This is a genomic window from Kitasatospora sp. NBC_01246 (genome assembly GCF_036226505.1).
GTDB lineage: Bacteria > Actinomycetota > Actinomycetes > Streptomycetales > Streptomycetaceae > Kitasatospora.
On the sequence record NZ_CP108484.1, the window covers coordinates 399,147 to 425,327 of the forward strand.

General features: G+C 74.8%; 21 protein-coding genes. 9 read left to right on the top strand and 12 right to left on the bottom strand.

Annotated features, from left to right (window positions below; translation table 11 throughout):
• Positions 1–350: 350 nt before the first annotated feature.
• The 6 genes from OG618_RS01755 to OG618_RS01780 all read right to left on the bottom strand — a co-directional run bounded on the left by OG618_RS01755 (position 351) and on the right by OG618_RS01780 (position 4,014).
• On the bottom strand, positions 351–995 hold the full coding sequence (locus tag OG618_RS01755; protein WP_329485314.1) for a dihydrofolate reductase family protein: 645 nt from the start codon (positions 993–995) through the stop codon (positions 351–353).
• 141 nt (positions 996–1,136) lie between these two features.
• Positions 1,137–1,802 carry a maleylpyruvate isomerase N-terminal domain-containing protein gene (locus tag OG618_RS01760; protein ID WP_329485315.1) on the bottom strand — a complete coding sequence of 222 codons (666 nt, stop codon included), beginning with the start codon at positions 1,800–1,802 and terminating at the stop codon, positions 1,137–1,139.
• A gap of 146 nt (positions 1,803–1,948) precedes the next feature.
• Positions 1,949–2,131: a hypothetical protein gene (locus OG618_RS01765; RefSeq protein ID WP_329485316.1), complete on the bottom strand. Its 183-nt coding sequence runs from the start codon at positions 2,129–2,131 to the stop codon at positions 1,949–1,951.
• 378 nt (positions 2,132–2,509) lie between these two features.
• A complete protein-coding gene (locus OG618_RS01770) occupies positions 2,510–3,007 on the bottom strand; it encodes a hypothetical protein (RefSeq protein WP_329485317.1) in 498 nt (165 codons plus the stop codon).
• Between the two features lie 411 nt (positions 3,008–3,418).
• On the bottom strand, positions 3,419–3,679 hold the full coding sequence (locus OG618_RS01775; RefSeq protein ID WP_329485318.1) for a hypothetical protein: 261 nt from the start codon (positions 3,677–3,679) through the stop codon (positions 3,419–3,421).
• Positions 3,676–4,014 (bottom strand): DUF6247 family protein, encoded by a 339-nt coding sequence (locus OG618_RS01780; RefSeq protein WP_329485320.1) that lies wholly within the window; start codon positions 4,012–4,014, stop codon positions 3,676–3,678. Before OG618_RS01780 ends, OG618_RS01775 begins: the two co-directional genes overlap by 4 nt.
• Positions 4,015–4,723: 709 nt before the next feature.
• Between OG618_RS01780 and OG618_RS01785 the strand changes: the two genes are divergently transcribed.
• The 3 genes from OG618_RS01785 to OG618_RS01795 all read left to right on the top strand — a co-directional run bounded on the left by OG618_RS01785 (position 4,724) and on the right by OG618_RS01795 (position 7,492).
• Complete coding sequence (locus OG618_RS01785; RefSeq protein ID WP_329485321.1) at positions 4,724–5,611, top strand: hypothetical protein; 888 nt, start codon at positions 4,724–4,726, stop codon at positions 5,609–5,611.
• A gap of 275 nt (positions 5,612–5,886) precedes the next feature.
• Positions 5,887–6,543, top strand: a complete 657-nt coding sequence (locus tag OG618_RS01790) for a DUF6215 domain-containing protein (RefSeq protein WP_329485323.1) — start codon at positions 5,887–5,889, stop codon at positions 6,541–6,543.
• Between the two features lie 223 nt (positions 6,544–6,766).
• Positions 6,767–7,492, top strand: a complete 726-nt coding sequence (locus tag OG618_RS01795) for a rhomboid family intramembrane serine protease (RefSeq protein WP_329485324.1) — start codon at positions 6,767–6,769, stop codon at positions 7,490–7,492.
• Between the two features lie 281 nt (positions 7,493–7,773).
• On the opposite strand, the gene OG618_RS01800 is transcribed toward OG618_RS01795, so the two are convergent.
• Entirely contained in the window at positions 7,774–8,985 is a 1,212-nt protein-coding gene (locus OG618_RS01800; protein WP_329485325.1) for an alpha/beta hydrolase family protein, read from the bottom strand.
• Positions 8,986–9,073: 88 nt separating this feature from the next.
• On the opposite strand from OG618_RS01800, the gene OG618_RS01805 reads away from it, so the two are divergent.
• Positions 9,074–9,658 (top strand): TetR/AcrR family transcriptional regulator, encoded by a 585-nt coding sequence (locus OG618_RS01805; protein WP_329485326.1) that lies wholly within the window; start codon positions 9,074–9,076, stop codon positions 9,656–9,658.
• Between the two features lie 554 nt (positions 9,659–10,212).
• On the opposite strand, the gene OG618_RS01810 is transcribed toward OG618_RS01805, so the two are convergent.
• Positions 10,213–10,641: a hypothetical protein gene (locus OG618_RS01810; protein WP_329485327.1), complete on the bottom strand. Its 429-nt coding sequence runs from the start codon at positions 10,639–10,641 to the stop codon at positions 10,213–10,215.
• 402 nt (positions 10,642–11,043) lie between these two features.
• Between OG618_RS01810 and OG618_RS01815 the strand changes: the two genes are divergently transcribed.
• A complete protein-coding gene (locus OG618_RS01815) occupies positions 11,044–11,886 on the top strand; it encodes an alpha/beta fold hydrolase (RefSeq protein ID WP_329485328.1) in 843 nt (280 codons plus the stop codon).
• 149 nt (positions 11,887–12,035) lie between these two features.
• On the top strand, positions 12,036–12,467 hold the full coding sequence (locus OG618_RS01820; RefSeq protein ID WP_329491978.1) for an Ohr family peroxiredoxin: 432 nt from the start codon (positions 12,036–12,038) through the stop codon (positions 12,465–12,467).
• 187 nt (positions 12,468–12,654) lie between these two features.
• Here OG618_RS01820 and OG618_RS01825 read toward each other — a convergent pair whose 3' ends face one another.
• The gene (locus OG618_RS01825) at positions 12,655–13,425 is read right to left on the bottom strand and encodes an alpha/beta hydrolase (RefSeq protein WP_329485329.1); all 771 of its coding nucleotides are present in this window, start codon (positions 13,423–13,425) and stop codon (positions 12,655–12,657) included.
• 275 nt (positions 13,426–13,700) lie between these two features.
• The gene (locus OG618_RS01830; RefSeq protein ID WP_329485330.1) at positions 13,701–15,317 is read right to left on the bottom strand and encodes a DUF6351 family protein; all 1,617 of its coding nucleotides are present in this window, start codon (positions 15,315–15,317) and stop codon (positions 13,701–13,703) included.
• Between the two features lie 459 nt (positions 15,318–15,776).
• On the opposite strand from OG618_RS01830, the gene OG618_RS01835 reads away from it, so the two are divergent.
• Complete coding sequence (locus OG618_RS01835; protein WP_329485331.1) at positions 15,777–15,968, top strand: hypothetical protein; 192 nt, start codon at positions 15,777–15,779, stop codon at positions 15,966–15,968.
• A 64-nt stretch (positions 15,969–16,032) separates the two neighbouring features.
• Here OG618_RS01835 and OG618_RS01840 read toward each other — a convergent pair whose 3' ends face one another.
• A complete protein-coding gene (locus OG618_RS01840) occupies positions 16,033–18,879 on the bottom strand; it encodes an AAA family ATPase (protein WP_442906727.1) in 2,847 nt (948 codons plus the stop codon).
• 198 nt (positions 18,880–19,077) lie between these two features.
• On the opposite strand from OG618_RS01840, the gene OG618_RS01845 reads away from it, so the two are divergent.
• The gene (locus OG618_RS01845; protein WP_329485332.1) at positions 19,078–21,378 is read left to right on the top strand and encodes an ATP-binding protein; all 2,301 of its coding nucleotides are present in this window, start codon (positions 19,078–19,080) and stop codon (positions 21,376–21,378) included.
• 45 nt (positions 21,379–21,423) lie between these two features.
• On the opposite strand, the gene OG618_RS01850 is transcribed toward OG618_RS01845, so the two are convergent.
• Positions 21,424–22,143, bottom strand: coding sequence for a 2-phosphosulfolactate phosphatase (locus tag OG618_RS01850; RefSeq protein WP_329485333.1), 720 nt, complete (start codon positions 22,141–22,143; stop codon positions 21,424–21,426).
• Between the two features lie 572 nt (positions 22,144–22,715).
• Here OG618_RS01850 and OG618_RS01855 point away from each other — a divergent pair.
• Positions 22,716–25,886: a TIM-barrel domain-containing protein gene (locus tag OG618_RS01855; RefSeq protein WP_329485334.1), complete on the top strand. Its 3,171-nt coding sequence runs from the start codon at positions 22,716–22,718 to the stop codon at positions 25,884–25,886.
• Positions 25,887–26,181: the final 295 nt, after the last annotated feature.

Sequence of the window (26,181 nt, forward strand, 5' to 3'; positions counted from 1 at the left end):
CCCAACACCGGTAGGCGGCCGCGGCGATGAGCACACCCGGTGCCCACCGCCGCGGCCGCCGCTACCGGCGCCACGCGCCGGGGGTCACCGCAGCGTGGGCAGCGTGGCGTAGCAGTGGAACACGTCCTTGGTGGGCGAGACCATGACGTCACCGGTCCGCGGGCCCACGACACCGTCCTGGGCCAGGCTCGCCCACGGGAGACGGCGGCGGGACGGGCGGGACGGCCGGCGCGGCAGGCGCCGTCGTACCGGTGCAGGACGCCCGAGCGGGCCCGCCCGCCGTGGTCACCGTGCTCGGCGGGCGGCTCCGGGGAGGCACCGCGGCCGGTCGGGGCCGCTCCGGGGCTGTGTCACTTACGCCAGAACAGATGGTGCGTCACACCGCTGGAGCTGGGCACGACGTCCAGGTGGAAGCGGTCGAGCAGCTCGTCGGGGGACTCCCAGAGCCGCAGGCCGGACCCGAGCTTCAGCGGCGAGACCGCCACGTGCAGGGTGTCGACGAGGTCGGCGTCGAGGAACTCCCGGACGGTGGTGACTCCCCCGCCGAGCCGGACGTCCTTGCCCTGCGCCGCCTCCCGCGCCTGCTCCAGGACCGTGGCCGGGTCGCCGTCGACGAAGTGGAACGTGGTGTCGGAGAGCGTGAACGACGGCCGCGTGTGGTGGGTCATGACGAACACCGGGGTGCGGAACGGCGGCTCGTCCCCCCACCAGCCGCGCCACTCGTGGTCCTGCCAGGGCCCGCGCTGGGGCCCGAACTTGTTGCGGCCCATGATCTCGGCCCCGATGTTGCGGGGGTAGTCGCGGGTGAAGTAGTCGTCGAGACCCCGGCTGCCCCCGGGGTCGGTGCGCATCGGCCAGCTCGCCGTCGCGCCGGCCCAGGAGAACAGCCGCTCGGGGTGGTCGAAGCCGAACGGGCGCTCGAAGCTCTGGTCCTCGCCGGCCGCGACGCCGTCACTCGAGACGACGAAGTTCTGGACCCTCAGCAGTTGCGTCATGTGTGTTCCTCCAGTGGTTCCTGCCGGACGACGACGGTGCGGCTCCCGGGCGCGGGACAGACACGGCGGCAGTCTTGCAGGCGCCACCGACAATCGGGCCGAACCGCACCGGTCGGCGGCGGGCCGCTGCGGCTGCCCGGCTCACCCGAGGACCAGCGGCACCTTCGTCCCCGGTGCCCCGTGCGCCCCGAGTGCCGTCCGCTCGGCCGGGGTCGCGGCCCGCCGCCCGGTGCCGACCAGCAGCGCGTCCGCGTCCGCGAACGAGGCCGGGAACGCTCCTCCGGCGATCCGCTCCAGCAACCGACGCGCCCCGGCCAGCCCCTCGGCGGGCGGGCCCGGCAGGTGCGGCAGGTGAGCGACCAGATCGAGGTGGTGCAGCGTCCACTCCAGCACGTAGGCGTCCAGGTAGTCACCGGCGGTCAGCACCTGCCCCTGGGTGGCCACCCGCAGCCGCGGATCGGCGAGTTCGGCGGCGCGCCCCGCCGCGGAGCCGACGTCGTCGAGGTGGAGGCGGAGCAGCCCCGGGTCCCCGTAGGCGGCGGCCAGCCGGACGGTCAGCGCGTCCAACGGGTCCTGGCCGTCGGGCGGTTCGGCGGACACCTGCCAGTACGACGCCGCGTCCCGGGTCGGCTCCGCGGGGGACGGGGTGACCAGGGTGATCAGTACGTCCTGGGCGTCGATCACCAGGTGGCACACCAAGTCCCGCACCAGCCACCCGGCACAACCCGACGGCTCGGCGAAGTCCTCCTCCGCGAGCCCGTCCACCGCGGCCCGCAGCGCCGCCCATGACCGTCCGAAGAGATCCACGCCCGCAAGCTACCACCGCCCCCGCCCGGGCCGCCGGAACCGGCGACCGGGTGGAGCGGGAGCGGGCCGACCGCCTCTGCCCGCGCACCCGCGGCGAAGCCTTCTCGGCGCGGAATGCGGCGGCGGTGCCCTACTCGGTCGGTGCCCTACTCGGTCCAGACGAGCACGGCCTGCCGGTAGCGGGCCGCCGTCCGGAGGAAGTCGGCGAGGGCCCGGTAGTGGCCGGAGGCGAGGTGCGGCGCGTCCTCCTCCGTCCAGCCGGCGGGCAGCGCGACAGCGGCAACGAGTTCCGCCGGGTCGACCCCGTCAACCAGGGCGCCGGGGGACAAAGCCGTGGCGCGTCCGCGAGGGCGCGGACCTGTTCGGGAGTCAGGCAGCGCGGCGGGCCGTAGCACCGGTCCCCCGCGTCGGGGAGCTCTTCCTCCCCGTGGACGACGTCGACCGGGGGGCGTGGCGGCGGAGCAGGAGGCCGAGTACGTGCCCGGCCCGTCCGGTCTCGTGCAGCCGCTCCCGGGCGGCCGCCCCGCCCCCGTCAAGCTCGGCGACCCGTGCCCGCGCCCAGTCCGGCTCGGCCGCCGCGCGCCGCAACTGGTCGGCGCTCAGCCGAGACAGCGACCGTTCATTCCCAGGACCGTGAGTCTGGAGCCTGACGGTTCGGCGTCCCTGCGGGGAGAGCGGGTGGTCCCGGGGGATGGCCGGCACCCGCGTCAACTCCCGGGCGAAGCGGCGGTCGTGGGACAGTCGTGGTGATGGGGTGGCAGGCACACGACGTTCAGGACCGGCTCCTCGTCGTCCACGATCTCGAAGGTGAAGACGGCGCCGGAGGGTTCGGCCTCGACCGAGCGCTGACCCTCGAAGGTGAGTGCCGGGTACGGCCGCCAAGGACAACCGGCCCGGTCCAGGGCGGCGATGACGTCGGTGTAGTACGGCTGTCCGGGAAGGGCCGGTCGGCCGGCCAGTGCGGGCGGGAGGTCGATGACTTCTCGCCAGGTCTGGAGGCAGACGAGCACGACGGCTCCGCAGCGGCACACCGCCAGTTCCAGGTCCCCGTAGCCGACCAGTCGGGGCCACTCGTTACGGTGCCCGACGGCACCCACCCACGGCTCGCCGAACTCGGCGGTCACCGAGGCCAGGGTCACCCCGTTCGCGACCGGCCCCAGGTGCCCGGTCCGCGCCAGGCCGGTCAGGACATCGAGTATCTCCACGACGGCGGAGCCTGCCACCTGCGGCGATGGCTGTCCAACCGGTTGACCGGCCCCGGACGGCCGCGCCCGACCCGGAGCGAACGGCCGAGCAGGTCCCCACACGGGAGGCTCGTGGACGCGGGCCCACCGCAAGGGGTCGACCCGCAGCCGGTGGGCGCGTGCCACAGTGAAACCGATGCCCGGCAACGGTGGTGACGCCGACTCGGCGACATCCGTATTCCCGATTCCCGGATGCCGGCCGATCCTCGTGGACTCCCGAACCGGATTCTGCGGGGTCTCCTCGCTCGCGGAGCGGGAGAGGTGGCGGGGCGCCGGCTGAGCGTTCGACGCAGGCCGGCGCGGACGTCCAACAGTGCGGTGAGGGCGGCCCGTTCAGGCTGTGGGCGCGGTGGAGGTCAGCCGAGCCGGAGGTCAGCCGAGCCAGACGATGTCGAGGACGTACAGGCGCTCGGCCAGGCGGTTGACCGAGTAGACCAGGCTGAGCTGGCCGACGGAGGCGCAGCGCAGGTCCTCGCCTTCGAGGTCGGTGGCGTCCCACTGCGGCCATCCCCAGGGGGTGCAGGAGGCGATGTCGAGCAGGTCGCGGACCGTCAGCCGCGCGTGTCGGGGCAGGTCGACGAAGGTCTTGGCCGCCTGCGGGGACAGGCGGGCCGGCCAGACCCGGTCGGTCACGGGTTCGTCCCGGTGAGTTCGGCGAGATCGATGCCGTCCTCGTCGTCCAGGCCGGCAGCGAGGAACGCGTCGACCGCCGGTGCGCTGTCCAGGCGGAACCGCCAGGTCCGGACCACCTCGTGCAACGGGGAGAGGTCGTAGGTCTGGCGGGAGTCCTCCAGCGCCTTCGCCCAGTCCCGCTCGAAGGCCGGCAGCCACCGGGCGGACCGCTCGGGCGGCTCGGCGTGGATGCGGACGAGCAGTTGGGCGGCGGCGCGAGGCGCCGGGGCCGACGGCGGGGCGGGCAGGTGGTCGGGCTGGGCGCTCAAGAGGTCCTCCACTTCGTCGTCGGTCACGGTACGGCAATCGGTGGGCGCGAGGGCGGGGCCGCTACCGGATTCCCTCCTGGTTGGCCGATTCGCGTGCGTCCCGGGCCGTCGGTCCGGCCTGCCCCGGGTCCGGCGGTCCGGGGCGTGCTCGTCCGCCCCGTTTCCCCAGAGGGGGCGCCGCCGCGTCGAGTTGCCCCGCGCCGTACGGGTCGCGAGTCGCGCCCCTGCCCCGCCGCCCGGGGGCCCGGCGCGGACGCGACAACCCCCGTGCCGCTGCTGCCGCTCACGAATCTCACCCACCGGACCGCTGACACCCGAACCGCCGCGGGGGCGACGAGCCGCAGCTTCGGGGTGTGCGGCGACGCTTCGGCGGCGTACGCCCCTCCACCGTGTCGGATGCCTCCGGCAGCGGTCGCCACTCGACCGATCCGTCGAGCAACGCCCTTCCAGCCAAAGGGAGATGGGGCGCGGACAGGGGTGCCGTTCAAGCACCGCGTCGGGTGCCGGGAACCCTGGTCGACCTCCGTCCGCCAACACCCGCCCGCCCTCCGCGCGTTCGCTTCCACACCGGTTCCACCGAGGTCGGGCCACGCACCGTCGGCACCCCGTGCGATGGAACATTCCGCAATCCTCGTACACCCCGCCCGGCTAGCCGTACATTCACTGCACGACTGGTGACGGACTACGCGTAGGAGTGGTTGTGGGAAACGGGAACACTTTCGGTACGGACAGCGGTGTGGGATCGACGATTTCGCTGTTGGAGGGGAGACTGCCCGCAGTGCGGGACCGGCTCGCCCGGGCGGAGCAGGAACTCGCCGCCGCCAGGGCCGAGGAGGAGGCAGTGGCCAAGGCGCTGGCGGGCCTGCGGGGGCTCGCCGGCGTGTCGATCGGTGACGGGGGCGAGTCGGGCGCCCCCGAGGCGCAGCCGGTTTCGGCCGAGGCACCGCAGGAGGCGGCCGCGGCGACGGAGCCGACCCCGGCGGCACCGGCACCGGCTGCGGCGGAGGCGCCCGCTGCCCCGGCCACGCCTGCCGCTCCGGAGGCGTCCACCGCTCCGGAGGCGTCCACCGCTCCGCCGGCGAAGGCGCGGAGCAGGAAGCCGGCAACCGCCAAGAAGGCGGTGGCGGCGAAGAGCGCCGCGTCCGAAGCGGAGCAGGCGGCGCCGTCGTCGGCCCCGGGCAAGAAGCGGACCGCGACGAAGGCGGCGGCCAAGGACAGCGGGCCGAAGCCCACGGCGAAGCGGACGGCTGCCAAGAAGGCCACGTCGACTCCGGCGGCGGCCCCCGCCAAGAAGGCGGCTCCGGCTCCGGCGACCACCGCCAAGAAGGCCGCACCGGCGACCCCTGCCAAGAAGGCCGCACCGGCTCCGGCGACCACCGCCGAGGGCAAGACCGCCTCGTCGGACCGCCGGCGCCAGGTGGCGGACGCGGACAGCGTGGTGGCGGTGCTCGCGAAGGCCGAGGGCCCGCTGCGCGCCCGCGAGGTCACCGAACTGCTGGGCCTGGAAACGCACGAGGGCAACATCAACACGATCCGCACCAGGTTGGAGCGTCTCGCGAAGGCCGGCCGCGCGCAGCGGCCCGAGCGCGGCCTCTACACGGCCGTCGCCGGGGCGAAGGCCTGACCGCCGGACGGGGGCGTGCACCGGTCGACTCCGGTGCACGCCCCCGGCGATGACGTCCGTCGGGCGGCCGGGCCCGTCGCGACGGGCCCGCCTCGGCCGGTGGGGGTGAGGGCATCGGCACGAGAGGACGAGGCCGGTGCACGCAGGGACCGGTGCGGCGGGCCCGAGGGGACGGCCGCGACACCCGCGCAGCGCTCTGTCCTATGATCATCCCTGCCCATCGGGTCCCCGAGACACGGCGGACGAGCCGCGTCGACGAAGAAGGAGCCCGATCGGTGGCGACAGTCAAGCCCGGCAGGAACACCGCGGCCACGGTGACGGCGGTGGCACTCGCCGCCGTCGGAATCGGCGGCGGCGCGTGGGCGCTGGTCGCCCCCCGCACCGAGCGGGCCGAACCCCCGGCCGCGTGTGCCGCACCCCGGCCCACGGACCCGGCCAGCTACGCCGCGCTCTGCGCCGCCCTCAACCGCCCCGACCTGCCGGCCCTGCTGGGCACGCCGCAGGACCGGGTCTCCACGGCCGGTCCGGCACCCTTCGGCCTGGGCAAGGACGCCATGGTGGAGGTTCGGCTGGGGGTGAGTGCCGTCGCCCTGACGGACAGCTCCACCACGGTCGAGGACATCGCCGACATGCCGCGGTTCCTCCCCCGGCCCGCCACCGTGCTCGGCCATCCCGCCATGACGTACTACACCGACGCCATGAGCCTCGGCTTCGGCACGGACGGGAAGGCCACCACCGGCGTCGGCTCCCCTGTCCGGAACCTCGTCGTCGCGCAGGGCGCCGGCGCCCCGGGCGGCCGGGCCTTCGAGGTCGCCGTCTTCCGCCACGACGGCCGTCCCGTCGACGACGCACTCCTGTACCGGGTCGCCGAGGCCGTCATGCCCACCCTCCCCGGCTGGGTCACGGCGCCCTCGGAACCGTCCGGCCACTGACCGCGCCGCACGGCGACCACGACAGCCCCACCAGCCGGGGCGCGGAAGCAGCCCCGACAGCCCGGCCGGGCGCCGGACGGACGGACGCGAGCCGGCCCGCGGCTATGACGACTGTCACGGCCCGTGAATGATCACCCGGCTGGTGCGGCGTTCCGCCCGGTTGCGATGATGGGTGACATGGACGGGGCGAGGTGCCCCGAGCGGTCGAACGGGGGGGTCGGCGATGTCGCCGCATGAGATCGGGTTGTACGCGAGCGCGGCGGTGGTGGTCGGTGCGGGGCTGCGGACCTTGGTCCTGGCCGGCCTCACGGGCGGCTCCGGACACGGCGGTTCGGCGAGCGGCGACTCCGGGCCGGGTGAGGTGTTGGCGGTTGTCCGTACCGCCTTGGCGCGGCGCCCCAGGGTCACCCTCGCGCTGTTCGCGGTGATGGCGGCGATGGCGGTGGTCCAGTACGCGGTGCCCGGCGTGGTCGAGGACCTGATGCGCCGGCCGGGTGCGCTGTCGGACGGTCAGTGGTGGCGGGCCGGGACCGCGCTGCTGGTGCAGTCCTCGGGGATCACGCAGATCGCGTTCAACCTGTCGGCGCTGCTCGTGATCGGCGCCGTCACCGAAGCGGTCCTCGGACGGTGGCGGACCCTGGGCGTCTTCCTGGCCAGCGGTGTCCTGGCCCATGTGGTCAGCCTGGCCGGCTGGGCGCCGAACGGGGGCGGCGACTCCGTGGCCATCTGCGGACTGCTGGGCGCACTGGCCGTCACCTGTCTGCTGGGCAGGAGCACGCTGGGCGTGACCGCCAAGGACATCTGGCCCGTACTGCTCATCCCCGCGGCCGGCACGTTCCTGTGTCTGCTGGAGAACAACCACGGTGCCGGACTGGTGGCGGGCTGCCTGATCGGCCTGGCCCTCGCGCTCCGCGGCAGGGAGCTGCCTCCGCAATCGGTCGTGGCGTAGCGCCACGAGTCCCGCCGGCGCGGGCCGGCAGCCCGTCCCGGAGGCGGCCGCCCAGGGACGCGTTCGCCGCCCCGATGCCGCGACCGCACCGCCGATGACCCCGAGGCGGCTCGACCGTCTCGGGGTGGGCGGGCTCCCGACCGAACCGCGGCAGGTCCGCGGGGACGCGGCCCGCTGTTCCCGGGGTGGGTCGGGGTGGGGCGAAGCCGCCACCCCGGAACCGTCGGTTCGGCGGCCGGCCCCGGTCCGGCTCCGCACCGGGCCGGGGGCCACCGCCTCCGTCACCGCAGGACGGTGTCGAGCCAGTCGAGGATCCGGCCCATGGCGAGACGCTGGGCGCCGGTGTGGCAGTGGGCGCCCGCACCCTCGGCGACGGTGAAGCGGGCGAGGGTCTTGGGGCAGGTGAGGCGGTCGTAGAGCTGCTGGGCCTGGCCGTCGAAGAAGAGGTCCTCCTCGGCGTCGCAGACGAGGGTGGGGCAGGTGATCCGCTCGGCGATGCCGTCGGCGAGCGTGTAGTCGAGGTAGGAGGCGAGGAACGCTCGCGGGGTCGCCACGTCCATGACGTAGGAGCCGTGCGTGATGGCCCAGCGCACGGTCGGGTTGGTCTTCATCAGCGCCTCGATGGAGGCGTCGATCTCGGGGGCGTGCTCGGCGCGCAGCAGGGCCTCGGCCTCGGGGCGCGGCATCGGCAGGTTCTTCACGCTGACTTCGCCGAGGTCGTACACACCGTCGACGGCGATCACGGCGGCCAGTCGGTGTTCGAAGGCGGCCGCCCTGGGCGCGAGCAGGCCGCCCATGCTGAGGCCGAGCAGGGCGATGCGCTCGGGGTCGACCTCGGGGCGCTCGGCGATCAGCCAGTCGACCACCGGGGTGACGACGCTCTCCCAGTTCGGGCGGAAGGGCAGCCCGTCCCGGAAGCGGGCGGCCGGCTGGCCCGGGCCGTCGAAGGTGAGCACGTGGTAGCCGCGCTCCTGGCCGGCCGCTCCCCCGAAGAAGTGCATCTCCTCGGCGGACCCGTCGAAGCCGTTGTGCATGACGATCGTGGGCGCGGGCGCGTCGCCGGGGGCCCGGTAGAAGTAGCCGTGGAGCACGGTGCCCTCGAAGGGGATCTCGACGGGTTCGATGCGGGGCTCGAAGAGGGCGGCCGCCGAGCGGAAGGTGTCCACCGCGCGCTCGTAGGAGGCCGCGATGCGGGGGTCCTTCGGGTTGCCGTGCAGGAAGAACTCGGCGGAGCGGAAGTAGTTGCTCGCCCGCAGGTAGGCGTCCCGGGCACTGATCCGGTGGCCGCCGGCCAGGGCGGTGGCGGCCTCGGCGGCGGTGCGCTCGGCGGTGGCGGACCACTCCTCGTACCAGCCGTCGTAGTCACCGGCGGTGATCCTCTGGGCCGTGGCGATCACCTCGCCGAAGTCGGAGCCTCCGTAGGCCGCGTGGCCGATCGCCCGGAGGGTCTCGTACCAGAACTGCGGGTCGTTCTCGAAGAGCAGGGGCTTCATGGCGTTCTCCTAATGCAAGATTGGTTGCGTTAATTACGGTAGTGAGCCGAAGCCATAGACGCAAGTTCTCTTGCGTTAGTCTTTGGCTGTGAACGAAGACCAGGTACGGCGCAGGACCGGCGGCCGAAGCGCCCGCGTACGGGAGGCGGTGCTCGGCGCGACGGCCGAGCTGATCGCCGAGCACGGCCACGCACGGATCTCCATCGCCCAGATCGCCGAACGTTCCGGCGTCCACCAGACGTCGATCTACCGGCGCTGGCGGTCGACCGACGCGATCGTGCTGGAGCTCGCGGTGGAGCGCCTCTCCGCCACGTCCGTGATCCCCGACACCGGGACACTGCGCGGGGACCTCGTCGCCTACGCCCACGGGGCGGCGTCGTCGATCGAGGGACCGGACGGCCTGGCACTCCTACAGGCGCTCGTCGCCCTGCCCGCCGGGAGTGCCGACGCCGGCCTCGACCCCAGGACCGTGCTCGCGCCGCGCGGCAGGGACCTGCAGGACATGCTCGACCGGGCCGTGGCACGCGGGGAGCCGCAGCTGCACCTGATGGACGTCCTGGACGGGATCGTCGCACCGCTCTACCTGCGGGTCCTCTTCCGGATCGGGGGGATCGACGAGGCGTACCTCGACTCCCTGGTCGTCAGGACGCTGGCGGCGGCGGCGACGGACTGACGCGACCGGCGGCCGGAGCCGGGGCGCCGCGCCGGCCCTGCCGGGGCGGCGAAGAAGGCCCCCGACGCGGCGGCAGGCCGGGCCGCCACCGCCGGGCGACTGCGGGCCGTTCGGCCTTTCCAGCTGTGTGCAAGGTTCATGACGCACAGACTGGCGCCGGACGGCGTCCACTTCCCAGGTCCGTGCGGGGCGGGGACTGTCCACCCCTGTCCGCGGCTGTCCACCCGGTCCGCGACGGTCCACGGCGGTCCACCCGGTCCACCCGGTCCGACGATGCGCGGACCAGGCCGTGCCCGTACCGCTCGGTCGCGGTCATGGCCCAGGCGACGAAGGCCGTGCCCGGCAGGTCCGCCGACGGTCTCGTCGCCGTGCCCGAGCACCTCGGGGATCCGCTCGCGTACGCGGGCCCGGCCGTCGTCGTGCTTCTGAGCGCGCTCGAACTCCGCGCACTCCGTCGCCGGGGCGGGCGCGGAGTGCGCGGAGCGACAGCCGGCTGACCGGTGTCGGGGCCGCCCCGGGCGCGGGACGGCCCCGGTCGGCCTCGCCGGGTGGGGTCAGCGGGCCCGCAGCGGGCCGGCGAAGGACTTGCGCAGGGAGGACGGGGCGACGACGGGGAGCAGCGAGGCCAGCAGCTTGCCCTTCAGGGTGTCCGGGGTCCTGGTCAGTCGGACGTCCACCCGGGTGCCGTCGCCCTCGGGGGTCAGCCGGAAGACCCAGCCGCCGCCGGGCCCGAAGAGCTTGGAGTCGAGGGTGGTGATGGTGACCTCGTCGCCCCCGGGCTTCCAGTCGTAGCGGGCGCGCTCCCAGGCGGCGGCGGTGCCCTCGGTCACCTCGGCCCAGCCCTCCCCCGCGCCGTGCACCGCGAAGTGCGCCGCGTCGATGGTGGGCCACGCCTGGGCGCGGGCCGGGCCGAAGTCGGTGAGGACGGCCAGCACGGCGTCCGGGTCGAGCGAGGAGATCAGCTGGAAGTTGACGACGGTCACGAGGTCCTCCGGAGGTGGTGCGGGGCGGGCTGGGCCCGGTCGCACCCACCCTGGTGCGCGGACGCGGGTACGGCATCCGTCAGTTGACCGAGGACAGGGCCCGCGTCATGGCACTACGTCGACCGCCGGGTACGAAGTACCCGCGCCGGGTGGGGGTTTCGCCGGCCGCGGGTGGCGGGGCGGGGCGGTGACGGGCAGTCGGCGGCTCGCTCGTTCGCCCCGGCCGGGCCGTCGGCGGGTGCCGGGACCGACCGTCATTCGACGGATCCGCGGCGCCGCCCGTGCCGCGAGGGTGGAACCACCGAGGCGCCCACCGTCCGCTCGGACGGGTTCGGGGCGCCGCATCGGCCCACTGCCCCGCGTACCGGTACCCGTACCCGTACCGAACGGAAGGACTGTCCCATGGCAGCAGGAAAGAGCACCCGGACGCGCCGGCTGGCAACGGCGGCGGTCTGGGCCGCGGCCGCGAGCGTCGTACTGGGCACGGCCGTGGCCGGGGGCACCGCGAACGCGAGCGCGCCGGTCGCGGTCGGCGTCAGGCCGACGATCGTCCTGGAACACGGCGCGTTCGCCGACGCGTCCAGCTGGAACGGCGTGATCAAGCGGCTCCAGGCGGACGGGTACCCGGTGGTGGCCCCCGCCGTCCCGCTCCGCGGCCCCGCCTCCGACGCGGTCGCGCTGCGCGGCCTGCTCCAGCACATACCGGGGCCGAAGATCCTGGTGGGCCACTCCTACGGCGGCTCGGTCATCAGCGCGGCCGGCGCGAACGACCCGCAGGTCAGGGCCCTGGTGTACGTGGCGGCCTTCCTGCCAGCGCCCGGGGAGACGGCGCTGGAGCTGTCCGGCAGGTTCCCCGGGTCCACCCTCGGGGACGCGCTGGACCCGGTCACCTACCCGCTGGCCGACGGCACCGCCACCACGGACCTGTACATCCGGGCGGACGCGTTCCGCCACCAGTTCGCCGCCGACGTCCCCGCCGCCCAGGCGGCGCTCATGGCCGCCACCCAGCGCCCGATCGCCCAGAGCGCGCTCCAGGAGCCGGCCACCGTCGCCGCCTGGACGGAGAAGCCGAGCTGGGACGTCGTCACGACCCAGGACCTGAACATCCCCGAGGCCGCCCAGCTCTTCATGGCCCGCCGCGCCCACGCCCGCGTCACCCTCGTCCCGGCCTCGCACTCGGTCGCCGTGTCGCATCCGGGGACCGTGGCGCAGGTGATCGAGGAAGCCGCCCGGACCACCCGCTGAGGCGGACCGGAACGGCGGCTCCCGGGGCCCGGCGTCCGGCCCGCCCCGGCAGCGGCACCGCACATCTGACGCTCCATCAGCAGGAGTCAGGATCCGAACCGGTGACCGCGGACGCGGAGCGCCGGACCGACACGCACGAGGAGAAGGACATGGCAGTCAGTTACACCGGTGTGGTCACGGTGACCGGCGAGGGGCGCAACGGCGGGCAGGTCACCGCCAGCGACGGCCTGCTCAGCACCGCACTGGCCATCCCGAAGGCGCTGGGCGGCGCGGGCGGCGCCACCAACCCGGAGCAGCTGTTCGCGGCCGGCTGGGGGGCGTGCTTCCTGGGCGCGGTGCGGCGTGCCGCCGCCGAGCGCGAGGTCCGGCTGACCAGCACCGCCGTCACCGTCGAGGCCACGCTGACCCACGGCGACGACGGGGAGTTCGGCCTCAGCGCGGTGCTCGACCTCGAACTCGGCGGCGTGGACCAGGCGATGGCCGAGGAGCTGGGAGCCGCCGCGCACCGGCTGTGCCCCTACTCCAAGGCGACCCGGGGCAACATCCCGGTCACCGTCCGCGCGAGCGCGGTGGCCGGCTGACGCGGCCCGAGTCACTCGCGGCGGCGGTGAACACGTTCTGACGCGCACGGCGCACAGAGCGAATCACGCGCACACACCGAGGGCCCCGCCACGGCGGGGCCCTCGGTCGTGTCGTGTTCCCGACCGGACCGGCCGGGAGTACGGGGGCCGGCACAGGCGCGCGGCCCCCGATCGGGCTCCCGGCCGGTCAGCGGGCCGGGGCGGTGGGGCGGACGCCCCGCTCGTCGAGCCAGTCGAGGACATAGTCGGCGACGGACCGCCAGCCGCTGTCGATGACCAGGGAGTGGCCCCGGTCGGCGAACTGCTTGAGGTCCGTGGTCGCGGTGGAGTCGCCGTACGCCTTGTAGACGGCACGGGTCACGCAGTCGGGCACCAGCAGGTCCTCCTGCCCCGACACCAGCAGCAGCGGCCCGCGGGCCGCGTTCCGGGTGTCCGCCGAGGTGCTCGGGTGCCGGGGGCCGCCGCCGCAGCCGAGGTCCGCCAGCAGGCGGCGCGGCGCGGGCACGACGTAGCGGTCGTACAGCCGCTCGCCCTCCGCGCCGCCGACCGTGGTGCCGAGGAGGTCGCGGAAGCGCTCGGGGGTGAGCGGGACGGCGAGGCGCGCGGACGCGCAGGCGCAGTCCGGGCAGCGCAGCGCCACGTCGTTGACGGGCGCCGGGGCGAGGGCCACCGCGGCCCGGCCCAGGCCGGCGCCGACCAGGTGCTGCGCGACCAGTCCGCCGACCGAGTGCCCGATGATCACCGGCGGGACCTCGAAGGAGCGCACGATCCCGGCGTAGTGGTCGGTGAGGCCGTCCAGGCCGAGGTCGGGCACCCGGTCCGGGTGCTCGCGGGCCTCCCGCGCGGTGGCGGCCTCGCCGGGCCACCCCGGCGCGAGGGCGCGGTAGCCGTGGCCGGTGAAGCGCTCGACCCAGCACTCCCAGGACAGCGCGTGCAGCCACGCGCCATGGATGAACACGACGGGAGTACGGATCACAACGGGCCCTCCGAGCGGGATGTCGGCCTGCACCGGCGTGCGGCGACCGTTCCAGCATCGGTCCGGGCGTCGCCCACGGGATCAGTCGAATGACTGAGGCCACGGGGTACCGACAGGAACGGACGACACCCACCAACGGGCGACACCACCGGGCGCGCACGGCGCGGCACCGGGGCGGCGCAGCGGCCGCCCCCGCCGAAACGTCCCGGCCCGCACCCCGGGGAGAGGGGTACGGACCGGGACGGCCCGGGGACGGGTCAGCGCCGGGTGGCGGGCCCGCAGCGGAAGTTGGCGGCGTCGGCGGTGTCGCCGTGGCCCTGGTAGCGCGGGACCATCGGGTAGGCGCACAGGTCGCGGGTGACGGTCCGGCCGTCGGCCGTCGGCAGGGTGGCGGGCAGCGTCCGCGGGGCCTCGCCGTGCTCGACCCAGGCGGTCAGTGCGGCGAGGTCGGCGCCCTGGCCGAGGAGTCCGCAGTGCGACGCCCCCGGGGCGAGGAAGACGCGGTAGAAGTCGTCGACCTTCTTCGCGCCGCCCATCCGCTGCTCGACCCGCTCGCGGTACTGCACCGTGCCGGCGGCAGGGATGAACTGGTCGGCGGATCCGTGCCAGGTGAGGAGCTTGCCGCCGGCCTTCCGGAAGCCGGACAGATCCGGGTCGTCGGTGCCGATGATCCGGTCGTACTCGGCCTCGGACTGCCGGAACAGCTGGGCGAACCGGCCGGTGGTGAGGGTCGTGAGGTCGAAGGCCGGCTGCTTCTTCAGCCAGGTCGACACCCAGGCGGCCGGTACCGGGAACGGCGTGCCGACCCGCTCTCCGGTGGTCTCGTCGACCTTGCTGCCGGCGAGGCCGGCCAGGTCGGCGCCGATCGGCACGCCCGACCACAGCTTCGTGCCCGAGGCGGTGCGCGGGCCGTCCCAGATCCGGCGCACCACCTCCGCGTCGGCGGCGGTGATCGTCAGCCGCCCGCCGTCGCACTCGACGGTGGTGCCGATCAGCCGGCGCGGGTCGAAGCCGCACGCGTCGGGGTCGGTCAGCAGCCCGTCCGCGGCGCCGTCGAGCCGGTCGCAGGCCTGGACGGCGGCGTCGGTGAAGGCCTTGAACTCGCACGCGGTCGGGAAGGTCCCGGCCTCGTTCATCACCACCTGCGGCCACAGCGTGGCCACCTCGAACTCGTCCCAGTTGACGGCGGGCGCGTTGGCGAGGATGCCGTCGTAGTCGGCCGGGTACTTCTGGGCCTCCGCGTAGCCCTGGCGCCCGCCGGTCGAGCAGCCGTTGAAGTAGGAGTAGGACGCGGCCCGGTCGTAGTGGGCGGCGACGACCTCCTTGGCGACCACCGCGGCCTCGTGCTCGGAGCGGGAGGCGAAGTTCTCCAGCAGCGCCCGGTCGGCCCGGCCGTCGGCCTTCAGCGCCCACGTGGTGTCGAGGTAGGTGCCGACGCCCGCGTCGGTGGTGGCGGCGGCGTAGCCGCCCTTGACCGCGCCGGCCAGGCCCGCGCCGTAGTCGCCGGCGGCGTACGCGCTGCCGCCCACCGTCTGCAGCCGGCCGTTCCAGTTCTGCTGCGGCAGCCAGACCCGCACCGTGGCGTGGTCGCCCTGGCCGGGGTGGGTGAGGGTGATCGTCACGTCGCAGAACGCCGGGACGTCCGGGACCTGGGCCGCCGGCTGCGGGAACACCGCGGGTACGTCGAAGGTGCCGGCGGCGTGGGCGACCGCGGCGACCCGCTCCACCGCGGTGCCCGCCGGGGCGTGCACCGCGGGGCTGGTACAGCCGTGCGGAGCGGCGGAGTCGGGCGCGGCGGCCGAGGCGCCGGGTGCGTACACCGCGGCGGCGAGGGGCACGGCGGCGGCGAGGGCGGCCAGGAAGCGTCGGTTCATGGAGGTCCCTTCCCAGGGGTGGTGTGGTGTGGTGCCCGACGGGGAACGGCGTTGTTCGGTCGGGCGGGGCGGCGGCCGCCGGTCGGGGCGGACCACAGACTCCCGGCGGATTCGCGGGTACCGGGGTCGGGCCCGCGACCGGGGCTCGCCGGTCAACTGTGTGCCGCGGCCGGCCACCACCACATCAGTCATCCGACTGCCGGTCGGGCAGCGCCGTCGGCGCAGTCGTACCGGCCGGCCACGGCTGTTGCGCCCCCTCACGCACCGTCAAACTGGTCCGGCACGGGGCCCGGACCGACTGCGGGGAGGGGCTCGGCCACCAGGGCCGCCCTCCCAGGGTCGGCTTTCGGGGTCGGCTTCCGGGGTCGTGGGAACTCCCGCCCCGGCGCGGGAATCCGCCGGACCGCTGCCACGTTCCCCGGGTACGACACATCCGCCACCCGTCAGCCGGAGGTCCCTGTGAAGCCCCGCGAACACGGCACCGACGAAGCGGCCGAGGCCGGCCGGGCCCGCTTCCGCACGCTGCCCGAACGGATCCGCCCGGAGCAGACGTCCACCTCACTGCCGGCCTCACCGGCCGGCCACGCACGGGGCTCGTACAGCCAGGACGACTGGCTGGCCCGGAACGTGTGGTGCGGCACGCTGCTCTGAGCCCGGGGCGGTCCGGGCCCTGCGCCTGTCTGACGATCCGGGTCGCACGCGCAGCAGGAATCCCCTACCGCTCGGGCTGCTCCCCCGGCTGGTCCGGGAGGGCGGCCAGGGCGTCCCGCAGGGCCGCGCGGGAGGTCACGCCCAGCTTGGGGAACACCCGGTACAGGTGGGAGCTGACGGTGCGCGGCGAAAGGTGCGTCCGCTCGCCGATCTCCTTGTTGGTCAGGCCACCGGCGGCGAGGTCGGCGATCCGGCGCTCCTGCCAGGTCAGCGCCGCCGGGTGCGCCGCGGCGGACTGCGCCGGGGCGCCGCAGAGCCGCAGTTCGGCCCGGGCCCTCTCGGCCCAGCCCCGGGCGCCGAGCCGCTCGAAGGTCTCGACGGCCCCGCCGAGCACCGGGCGGGCGGCCCGCGGCCCCAGGTGCTGGCGCAGCCGGATGCCGTGCGCCAGCCGGACGCGTGCCAGCTCGAACGGGAAGTCACCGGCGGCCGGGTGCTCCTCGGCCCGGCGGTACATCTCGGCCGCCTCGGTGCCGTCCTCGGCCGTCATGGCGAGGGCTCCGAAGGTGATCACGGCCAGCCGGGGCGAGACCTCGGGCAGGCCGGCGTCCCGGGCCGCCAGGGCGTGCCGGCGGGCCTGCTCGGCACGGCCCGTGTGCAGGGCGGCCTCCACCAGGTCGAGCACGGTGCGCGAGGCCTGGTGCGCGCAGGGTTCGAGGACGCCGGGGGCGGTGATGCCGATCGCGCACAGGTAGGCGGCCTCGTAGTCCCCATCGCTGAGGGCGGCCGTCGTCCCCACCGTGTCCGCGATCTGGGTGAGGAAGCCGATCCGCCGCGGCCGGGCCCACCGGTCGACCACGGCCTGCAGGTCCCGTGCACGGTCGAGGTCGCCGCGCAGCGCCGCGAGCACGGCCAGGTAGGCCCGGCTCTGCTGGGCGAAGAGGACGTGGCCGTGGGCCAGGGTCAGTTCCAGGACCTGCTGTCCGGTCCGCTCGGCCGCCTCCCAGTCACCCGAGGCGGTCTGGTCCAGCATGATCAGGTGCAGCATGGTCATGCCGGTGCCCACCGCGCCGGCCCGCAGTTCGCGCTGCACGCTCCGCCGCAGGTACGTCCGGTAGTGGCTCAGGGCGTCGACGTGGTAGGCGGCCACGCCCAGCCGGGTGATGTCCCACGGGTCCAGGTCCGGGTAGGCGGCGAACGCCGCGGCGACGCGTTCGCCGACCCCGGCGCCGCGGCGCACCACGTCGCACCAGGCGTCCTGGTAGACGCGCGAGTTCGGGGGGACCAGGCTGCCCAGGGAGTCCAGCAGGCGGTGGGTCCGCTGCCAGGACGTGCTGTCGCCGGCGTACTGGCTGACGGCCAGCAGGAGGTTCACCAGCCGGGTGAGTTCCTCGCTCGGCGCGGGGGCATCACCGACGGTCCGCCCGGCCGCACCCCCGATGGTCCGCGCCGGGACGCCGCCGACCGGCTGCCCGGCCGCGCCGTCGACGATCCGCTCGACGGCCGCCGCCACCTGGCGGTGGGCGGACCGCACGTCCCCGTCCTCGTAGAGGACGGCGTAGGCGAAGGCCAGGGCGGAGGCCGTCGTCCCGGCCCGGCCGGGCGCGCCGTCCGCGCCGACCAGGCGCTGGGCCTGGTCGAGCAGTCCGGCGTGCCCCGCGACGAACGCCGCGTCCCCGAGCCGGCGGGAGCGGTCCTCCGGGGTCCGGCTCAGCTCCGCGGCCCGGGTCAGCCAGGTCACCGCGGCGGCCGCGCCGCCCCGGCGGGTCGCCGACGCGGCCGCCTGCTCCAGGGCGGCGGCCACCTCGTCGTCCGGATCGACCGCGGCGGCGGCCAGGTGGGTGGCCCGGCGCTCGATGTCGTCCCGGTGCACCTCGGCCAGCGCCGCGTGGGCGGCGCGCCGCTCGTTCGGGGTGGCCGCACGGACCACGGTCGAGCGCACCAGCGGGTGCCGGAACACGAACTCGCCGCTGAAGTGGTCCTGGTCCAGCAGGCCGACGGCCGCCGCCTCGTCGACGTCCCGCATGCGGTAGCGCGCACCCGCGGTCGGACCGGCCGGGGCCCCCGCGTTGACGCCGTCCAGGGCGCCGCGCAGCAGCTCCGCGCGGGCGGCCGGTCCCAGCGCCGCGATGCGCGCGCCGAAGACCTGGCGGAACCGGTCGGGAAGCGGGACGACTTCATGGCCGTCCGGCTCCCCGGGGGCGGGCCGTGCGGCGCTCCCGCCCAGGTACGACGGGAGTTCCAGGAGGGCGAGGGGGTTGCCCTGGGCCTGGTCGAGCACCCGGCGGCGGACCCGCGGGTCCACGTGCGGGTGGCGCTCGTCGAGCAGTCGCTCGGCGGCGGGCCCGTCCAGCGGCGGCACCGGCAGCGCGGGCAGCGCGGCCGCGTCGAACCCGGCGGAGCTCTCGGGCCGCAGGGCGACCAGCAGCTTCACGGTGTTGCCGGCGAGGCGGCGGCCGACGAACCCGCAGACCTCGACGCTGGCCGCGTCGAGCCACTGGCCGTCGTCCAGCACCAGCAGGAGGCGTTCCTGCGCGGCCGCGACCGCGACCAGGTCGAGCACCGCGATCCCCAGGGCCATGACGGACGGGGCCCGTTCCTGGCTGCGTCCGAAGACCACGTCGAAGGCGACCCGGTGGACGTCGTCCAGGCGCTCGGCGTACGGGAGCAAGGGGTGGAGCAGCTGGTGCAGACCGGCGAAGGGGAGGTGCGACTCCGCCTCGACGCCGACCGCCCGGACCACCCGGTAGCCGACGCCGCCCGCGTACTGCGCGACGTGCTCCAGCAGGGCGCTCTTGCCGACACCGGTCTCGCCCTTGAGCACCAGGGCCTGGCCCTGCGGCGCGGCCAGGAACGAGGCGAGGACGGCCCGCTCGGCCTCCCGGCCGACCATGGGCGTGGCGAGGGACTCCACCGTGTGCTGCTCCTTCCGCCCGGCGGGCCGGCTGTGGCCCCGCGCCCACTCTCTCCTCCTCCGGTGCCCGGGGGCCAGGCAGTTGACCGGCGGTTGGCAGGCGGTTTCGCCCGCCGCCTCCCGGTGGACGGGTGCGACAACCGACCCGCCCGGATGAGATGATCTCCGTCGAGGGAGCAGGTCGGGGGGTGTGGGGCGATGGAGCAGGCGACCTTCGGCGCGCTGCTGCGGGCGGCACGCGGGCGTGCCCGGTTGACGCTCGACGGGCTCGCCGGCGCGTCCGGCGTCAGCGTGCGGGCGATCGGCGACCTGGAGCGCGGCCGCAGCGTCCCCCGGCACGGCACGCTGGACGAGCTGATGGACGCCCTGGCCCTGGACGAGGACGAACGGCGCACGCTGACGGCCGCCGCCCGGCTCACCGCCGACCCGGCTCCGGCGACGACGACCGCCGCCACGGCTCCGTCGGTCCCCCGCCAACTGCCGCCCGCCCTCCGGACCTTCCGCGGGCGGGACGACGTCCTGGCCCGCGTCCGGCACCTCGGCGGCGGCCCCGGCGACCGGGCCGAGCACCCGCCGGTGGTCGCCGTGGGCGGTATGGCCGGAGTGGGCAAGACCAGCCTGGCCGTCCACTGGGCCCACCGGGTCGCGGACCGGTTCCCCGACGGCCAGCTCTACGTGAACCTGCGCGGCTTCGACCCCTCGGGCACCGGGCTGGACCCCGCCGAGGCGCTCGGCGGGTTCCTCCGCGCGCTCGGGGTGCCGGGAGCGTCGATCCCCGACGGCGCCGAGGAGCGCGCCGCCGTGTTCCGGGAGCTGCTGGCCGACCGCCGGATGATCGTGCTCCTCGACAACGCGCGCGACTCGCAGCAGGTACGGCCGCTGCTGCCGAGGTCACGGCACTGCCTCACGGTCATCACCTCCCGCAACCACCTGACCGGACTCGCCACCACCGACGAGGTCCGGCTGGTCGACCTCGGCCTGTGGACGGCCGAGGAGAGCCTGGACGCGCTCGCCGCACGGATCGGCCCCGAGCGCGTGGCCGCCGAGCCCGCCGGGGCGGCCGAGCTGGTGGAGCTGTGCGGGCGCCTCCCGCTGGCCGTCGCGATCGTCGCCGCCCAGCTGGCCGCGGAGCCCGCCCTGGCGCTGCGGGTCGCCGCCGGTGAACTGACCGGGGCCCGCTCCCGGTTGGACGCCCTCACCACCGACGACCCGCACTCCGACGTCCGGGCCGTCTTCTCCTGGTCCTACCGGGCGCTCGACCCGGCGGCCGCCCGGTTCTTCCGCCACCTGACCGTGCTGCCGGGCCCGGTGTTCTCCGCCGAGGCGGCGGCCTCCGCCGCGGGCGAGCCGATGGCGACGGCCCGCCGCCTGCTGCGCTCCCTGGTCGCCGCCAGTCTGCTCAGCCGTGACGCGGACGGCTGCTTCGTCCTGCACGACCTGGTCCGGGAGCACGCCGGGGACCTGCTCGACCAGGAGCGCGACGACCGCTACGCCGCCGAGATCCGGCTGCTCGACTACCTCCGCCACAACGCCCGGGCCGCCGTCCGGGCGTCGGAGACCCGCCCCATCCACGAGCTGGACCACGCACCGGCGCCCGGGACGGTGCTGCTGCCCTTCGACGGCCGCGAACAGGGCCGGGCCTGGTTCCAGCGGGAGGAGCGCACCATCCTGGCCGCCCTGCGGACGGGCGACGACCCCCGGCTGCTCCACTACCGGATGGGCCTCGCCCACGACTGCATCCCGCACTTCTCCGCCCGGGGGCAGTGGGCCGACGAGATCGCCATGCAGCGGCTGGCGCTGGAGGCGGCCCTCCTGCTCGACGATCCGGAGGGCATCTGCCGCACCGCGGCCTCGCTGGCCCGCGCCCTCGCCGAGACCGGCCGCAGCGAGGAGGCGGACCGGGCGGTCGGCCACGTCGAACGCCGGCTCCACCTGCTGCCGCCGCTCGCCCAGGCCAACGCGCAGCGCAGTCTCGGCTGGGTCCGCGGCCGGCAGCGGCGGCACGGCGAGGCCCTCGGGCACGCCCGCACCGCACTGGCGATCTACCGGACCCTGGCGGACGACAACCTCATCGCGCGTGAACTCAACGCCGTGGGCTGGTACCTGACCCTGCTGGGCCGGCACCGCGAGGCCATCGCCACCTGCCGCGAGGCACTGCCGCTGCTCCAGGAGACCGGCAACCGCTTCAGCGAGGCCGCCACCTGGGACAGCATCGGCTACGCGCTCCACCACCTGGGCGAACTGGACGAGGCCGTCCACCACTTCCGGACCTCGCTGGGGCTCTACGAGGAGCTGCTCGACGGGTACAACCAGGCCGAGGTGCTCGACCACCTGGCCGGGACCCAGCAGGCCCTCGGGGACGCCGATGCGGCCCGGGCCAGCTGGCTCCGGGCCGCGGACCTGCTGGGCGCGCTCGGCAACTCCCGCGCGGACGAGATGCGGGCCCGCGCCCTGACCGGCCGGGAGCCGGCCGGCTCGTCCGCCCACGCGGGCGACTGACGGTCTGTCGGGCGCTCAGGCCCCGGGCCCGCAACCGGTGCCCCGCTACCCGCCCGGGAGCGCCCGGGCCGAAGCCCCGTCGGCCGCCGGGGGCGCCGGGTGGGGGCGCAGGACCATCAGCGAGTCCTCCCAGGTCGCCACCACGGCGAACGGGAACCGGTCGAGTTCGAGGCAGAGCGCGACGTCGTCGGGGTGGGCTCCCTGCCGCACCCCCTCGGCGAGTTCGGCGGCGGCGCGTGACCCGCCGGCGCGGCGCAGGTACTCGGCGGCGTCCGTCCCGGCACCGGTGGCCCGCCCGGCGATGTACCGGGCGCAGGCCTGGTCCTCCTCCGCGTGCCCGTCCTCGCCGGTGACCACGAAGGTCACGCTGTCGCACGCGCGCGCCCGCAGCAGCCGGGCCGTCGCCTCCGCCACCACGAAGCCCGCGCACAGCACCAGTGCCGCGTCCCTGACGGCGAGTGCGCCGACCGTCCCCGCGGTGGTCTTCTGCACCACGGTGCGCCCGCCGAGGTCGGCGGAGCGCAGCAGGCCGGGCGAGTTGACGAGGTCGAAACCGGGCGCGGGCGGACCGTCCTTGAGCGCCAGCCACTCCGGGTGGTGGGCCTTGAGTGCCAGGGCATCGTCCAGCGACTCGGCGAGAACGATCTTCTCCGCCCCCCGGGCGAAGGCCCAGGGTGCCACGGTGAAGGCGCGCATGACGTCGACCACGACGGCCACGGACGGGGCTTCGGCCAACTCGGCGATGCCGAGGAAACGAGTGTCCATCCGGTCATGATCACGCAGGGCGGCCGCGGCGCGCCCGGTCAGTGACGCGCCTCACAGCGACGGGGGCCCCGCCGGACAGCCGCCCCCGCACAGCGCGGGTCACTCCACCAGGGCGGCGGCCACCCGGCGGACCAGGTCGCGGCGCCGGGTGCGGTCGGCGGGGCCCACGACCGCCAGCACCTCGGGGTTGGGCCGCCCTCCGGGACGCCCTCGCCCGAACCGGCGCCTCGGAGTCCGATTCCTCGCACGTCTGATCACAGGTGCGGTTTTCCCCGCATCTCCCTTCAGATTTCTGCACCATCGCGCCGCCATTTCTGGACAAATCGCCCATCGAACTCCCGCACCTGCATAAACTCGGCCATGACAGCGGCTTAGCGGCCGGAGCGACCCCCGCACGAGCGGTCCCGACCAGGGCCTAGTTGCAGTTATCTGAGTCAAAAGAAGCAGTTGCGCTCATGTTCGTTCTCTTGACTGCACTTTTGGTGAGTGGTGTCATGCCTACGCTGCCCACTCGGCCAGTCGCCCGTCGCGTTCGCCGGCGGGTTCGGACCTTCTCCCGTGAAGGACGTCGCATGCCTCGCAACACAACCCGCTGGTGGCAACGATGGGGTGGGGGGCGGCCGTTAGCGGCCGGGCTCGTCGCCGTACTGGTCGGGGCGGTGCTCTCCGTCACCGGTCCGGCCTCGGCCGCCGCGGCCTCGACCGCCGGGAACGCCACCGGGCTCACGCAGTCCGGGAGCACCTACACGGTGAGCACGTCCAGCGGGGCGAAGGCCCGGGTGGCGATCGCCCGGGCGGACATCTTCCGGATCTGGCTCTCCCCCACCGGCGCCTTCACCGACGACCCGGCCGGCTCCGCGCTGGCCGTGAAGACCGACTTCGGCCCGGTGGTGACGAGTCACTCCGACGCCGGCGCCTACTACCGGATCAACACCGACGCGATGACCATCAGGGTCTACAAGTCGCCGCTGCGGTTCGCCCTCTACCGGGCGGACAACACCACGCCGATCTGGCAGGAGGCCCAGCCCACCACCTGGACGGCCTCCCAGACCACCCAGTACCTCACCCAGGGCGCCGACGAGCAGTTCTACGGGACCGGCCTGCGGCTGGGCGAGTGGGCGCTGCGCGGCAAGACGGTGCCGATCTCGGTGAGCAACACCTGGCGGGAGAACGACAACGCCAGCCCGGCGCCGTTCTACATGTCGACCAACGGCTACGGCGTCATGCGCAACACCTGGGCCCCCGGCAGCTACAGCTTCGGCGCACCGGGCTCGTTCACGCACAACGAGAAGCGGTTCGACGCCTGGTACGTCGTCGGGGACTCGCTCAAGGGCGTGCTGAACTCCTATACCGACGTCTCCGGGAAGCCCTTCCTGGCCCCGATGTGGGGCTTCGAACTGGGCAACGCCGACTGCTTCAACGCCTCGAACCCCACCTACCAGGGCGACCACGACCGCGTCCGGCACCAGACGACGCCCGACGTGGTCGGCTACGCGACGGACGCCCGCAACGCCGACATGCCGTCGGGCTGGTTCCTGCCCAACGACGGCTACGGCTGCGGCTACACCGATCTGCCCGGTGCTGTCAGCGGGTTGAAGGCCAAGGGGTTCCAGACCGGCCTGTGGACGTCGACCGGTCTGTCCAACATCGGTGACGAGGTCAGGACCGCCGGCAGCCGGGGCGTCAAGACCGACGTCGCGTGGATCGGCGGCGGCTACAAGTACGCGTTCGACGGCGTCCAGCAGGCCGTCAAGGGCATCGAGGACAACTCCGACGCCCGGCGCTACGTGTGGACGGTGGACGGCTGGGCCGGGACCCAGCGCAACGCGGTCGTCTGGACCGGCGACACCTCCGGCACCTGGGACGCGATGCGCTGGCACGTGCCGGCCATCACCGGAGCCGGGCTCTCGGGCCTCAACTACGCGTCCGGCGACGTCGACGGCATCTTCGGCGGCAGCCCGCAGACCTACGTCCGGGACCTCCAGTGGAAGGCGTTCACCCCGGCGTTCATGACCATGTCCGGCTGGGGCCCGACCGCTCCCTCGGCCGGGTACAACGACAAGGAGCCCTGGCGCTTCTCGGAGCCGTACCTGTCCATCAACCGCAAGTACCTCCAGCTCAAGATGCGCATGATGCCGTACCTGTACACGATGAGCCACACCGCCGCCCAGACCGGTGTGCCCTCCACCCGGGCGATGGTGCTGGAGTACCCCGACGATCCGGTCGCCCGGGGCAATCTGACCAGCGGTCAGTTCATGGCCGGTGACTCCCTGCTGGTGGCCCCGGTGGTCACCGACACCACCACCCGCGACGGCATCTACCTGCCTGCCGGCACCTGGACCGACTACTGGACCGGCAAGGCCTACAACGGTCCGGGCTGGCTCAACGGCTACGCGGCGCCGCTGGACACCCTGCCGCTGTTCGTCAAGGGCGGCGGCATCGTCCCGATGTGGCCCCAGATGAACTACACCGGGGAGAAGCCGGTCTCCACCCTGACGTACGACGTCTACCCGCGCGGCAACTCCTCCTTCAGCCTCTACGAGGACGACGGGATCACCCGCGCCTACCAGGGCGGCGCCTCCGCCACCCAGCCGGTGAACGTCACCGCGCCGACAGCCGGCACCGGCACCGTCACCATCGACGTCGGCGCCAGCACCGGGTCCTACACCGGCAAGCCGGCCTCCCGGGGCTACGAGTTCAGCGTGCACGCGGCCTCGGCCCCCAGCGCGGTCTCGGTCGGCGGCACCCGGCTGGCCGCGTACGGCTCGAAGAGCGCCTACGACAGCGCCGCCACCGGCTGGTACTTCGACGCGGCCGACCGCTCGGGCGTGCTGTGGATCAAGGCCGGCGACAGGTCCGGCGCGTTCACCGTGACCGCGTCCGGTGTGACGGTCGCGGCCGGGAGCGCGATCCCGACCTCCGCCACGCCGATCCCGCAGGCCGGCTGGAAGCTCGTCTCCGCCGACAGCCAGGAGACCGCGGCCGAGAACGGCGCGGCCGCCAACGCCTTCGACGGCGACCCCGCGACCCTCTGGCACACCGCCTGGTCCGCCGGGAACGCCCCGCTGCCGCACGAGGTCCGGATCGACCTCGGCGCCCGCTACAACGTCGACGGCATGACCTACCTGCCGCGCCAGGACGGCGGCAGCAACGGCCGGATCGGGTCGTACGAGGTGTACGTCTCCGACAGTGCCGACACCTGGGGGACGCCCGTCGCCACCGGGACCTTCGCCGACTCCGCCGGGGCGAAGACCGTCACCTTCAGCCCGACGACCGGCCGCTACCTGCGGCTGCGGGCCCTCACCGAGGCGGGCGGCCGCGGCCCCTGGACCAGTGCGGCGGAGATCACCGCCACCGGCCGGCCCACCCCGCTGCCGAGCAACGCGGAGCTGGTCAACGCCGCCTCCTCCAGTTGCGTCGACCTACCGGGCAGTGCGAGCACCCCGGGCACCCAGCCCGCCCTCTACGGCTGCCACGGCGGACCCAACCAGCGGTGGACCTTCCAGCCGAACGGCACCCTCACCGGCCTCGGTGGCAGCTGCCTGGACGGTGGCGCGGCCGTCGCCGCCGTCCAGACCTGCAACGGGTCGAGCGGCCAGCAGTGGCAGCTCGGCGGCGCCGGCACCGTGACCAACGGCGGCCGCTGCCTCGCCCCCGTCGGCGCGGCCACCGCCTCGGGCACCAAGCTCGAACTCGCCACCTGCAACGGCACCGGCGCCCAGCGCTGGACGCCCACCCCGTAGTCCGCCGACGGCCGTTCCCGCTGCCCGGCCCCCACCGGGCAGCGTGGACGGCCGTCCTCCGTCCAAGAGGACGCGGGGGCGACCGGTGCCCGCAGGGAGGCGGGCTGGCGTGGCCTCGCGATGGTCATCGCCGCCGACACCATGACGTACTCGATGACGTACTCGGACATCTCGTTCTCCGGCCGTGCATCCCCGCCCCGATGTCGACGCGTGCGTTCTGCTCGACGCGGCGCGGTCGGCACACCCCCGTCCCTTACCCCCTGGCGGCGGGGTCGCGCGGGGGCCCGGGGGCCGC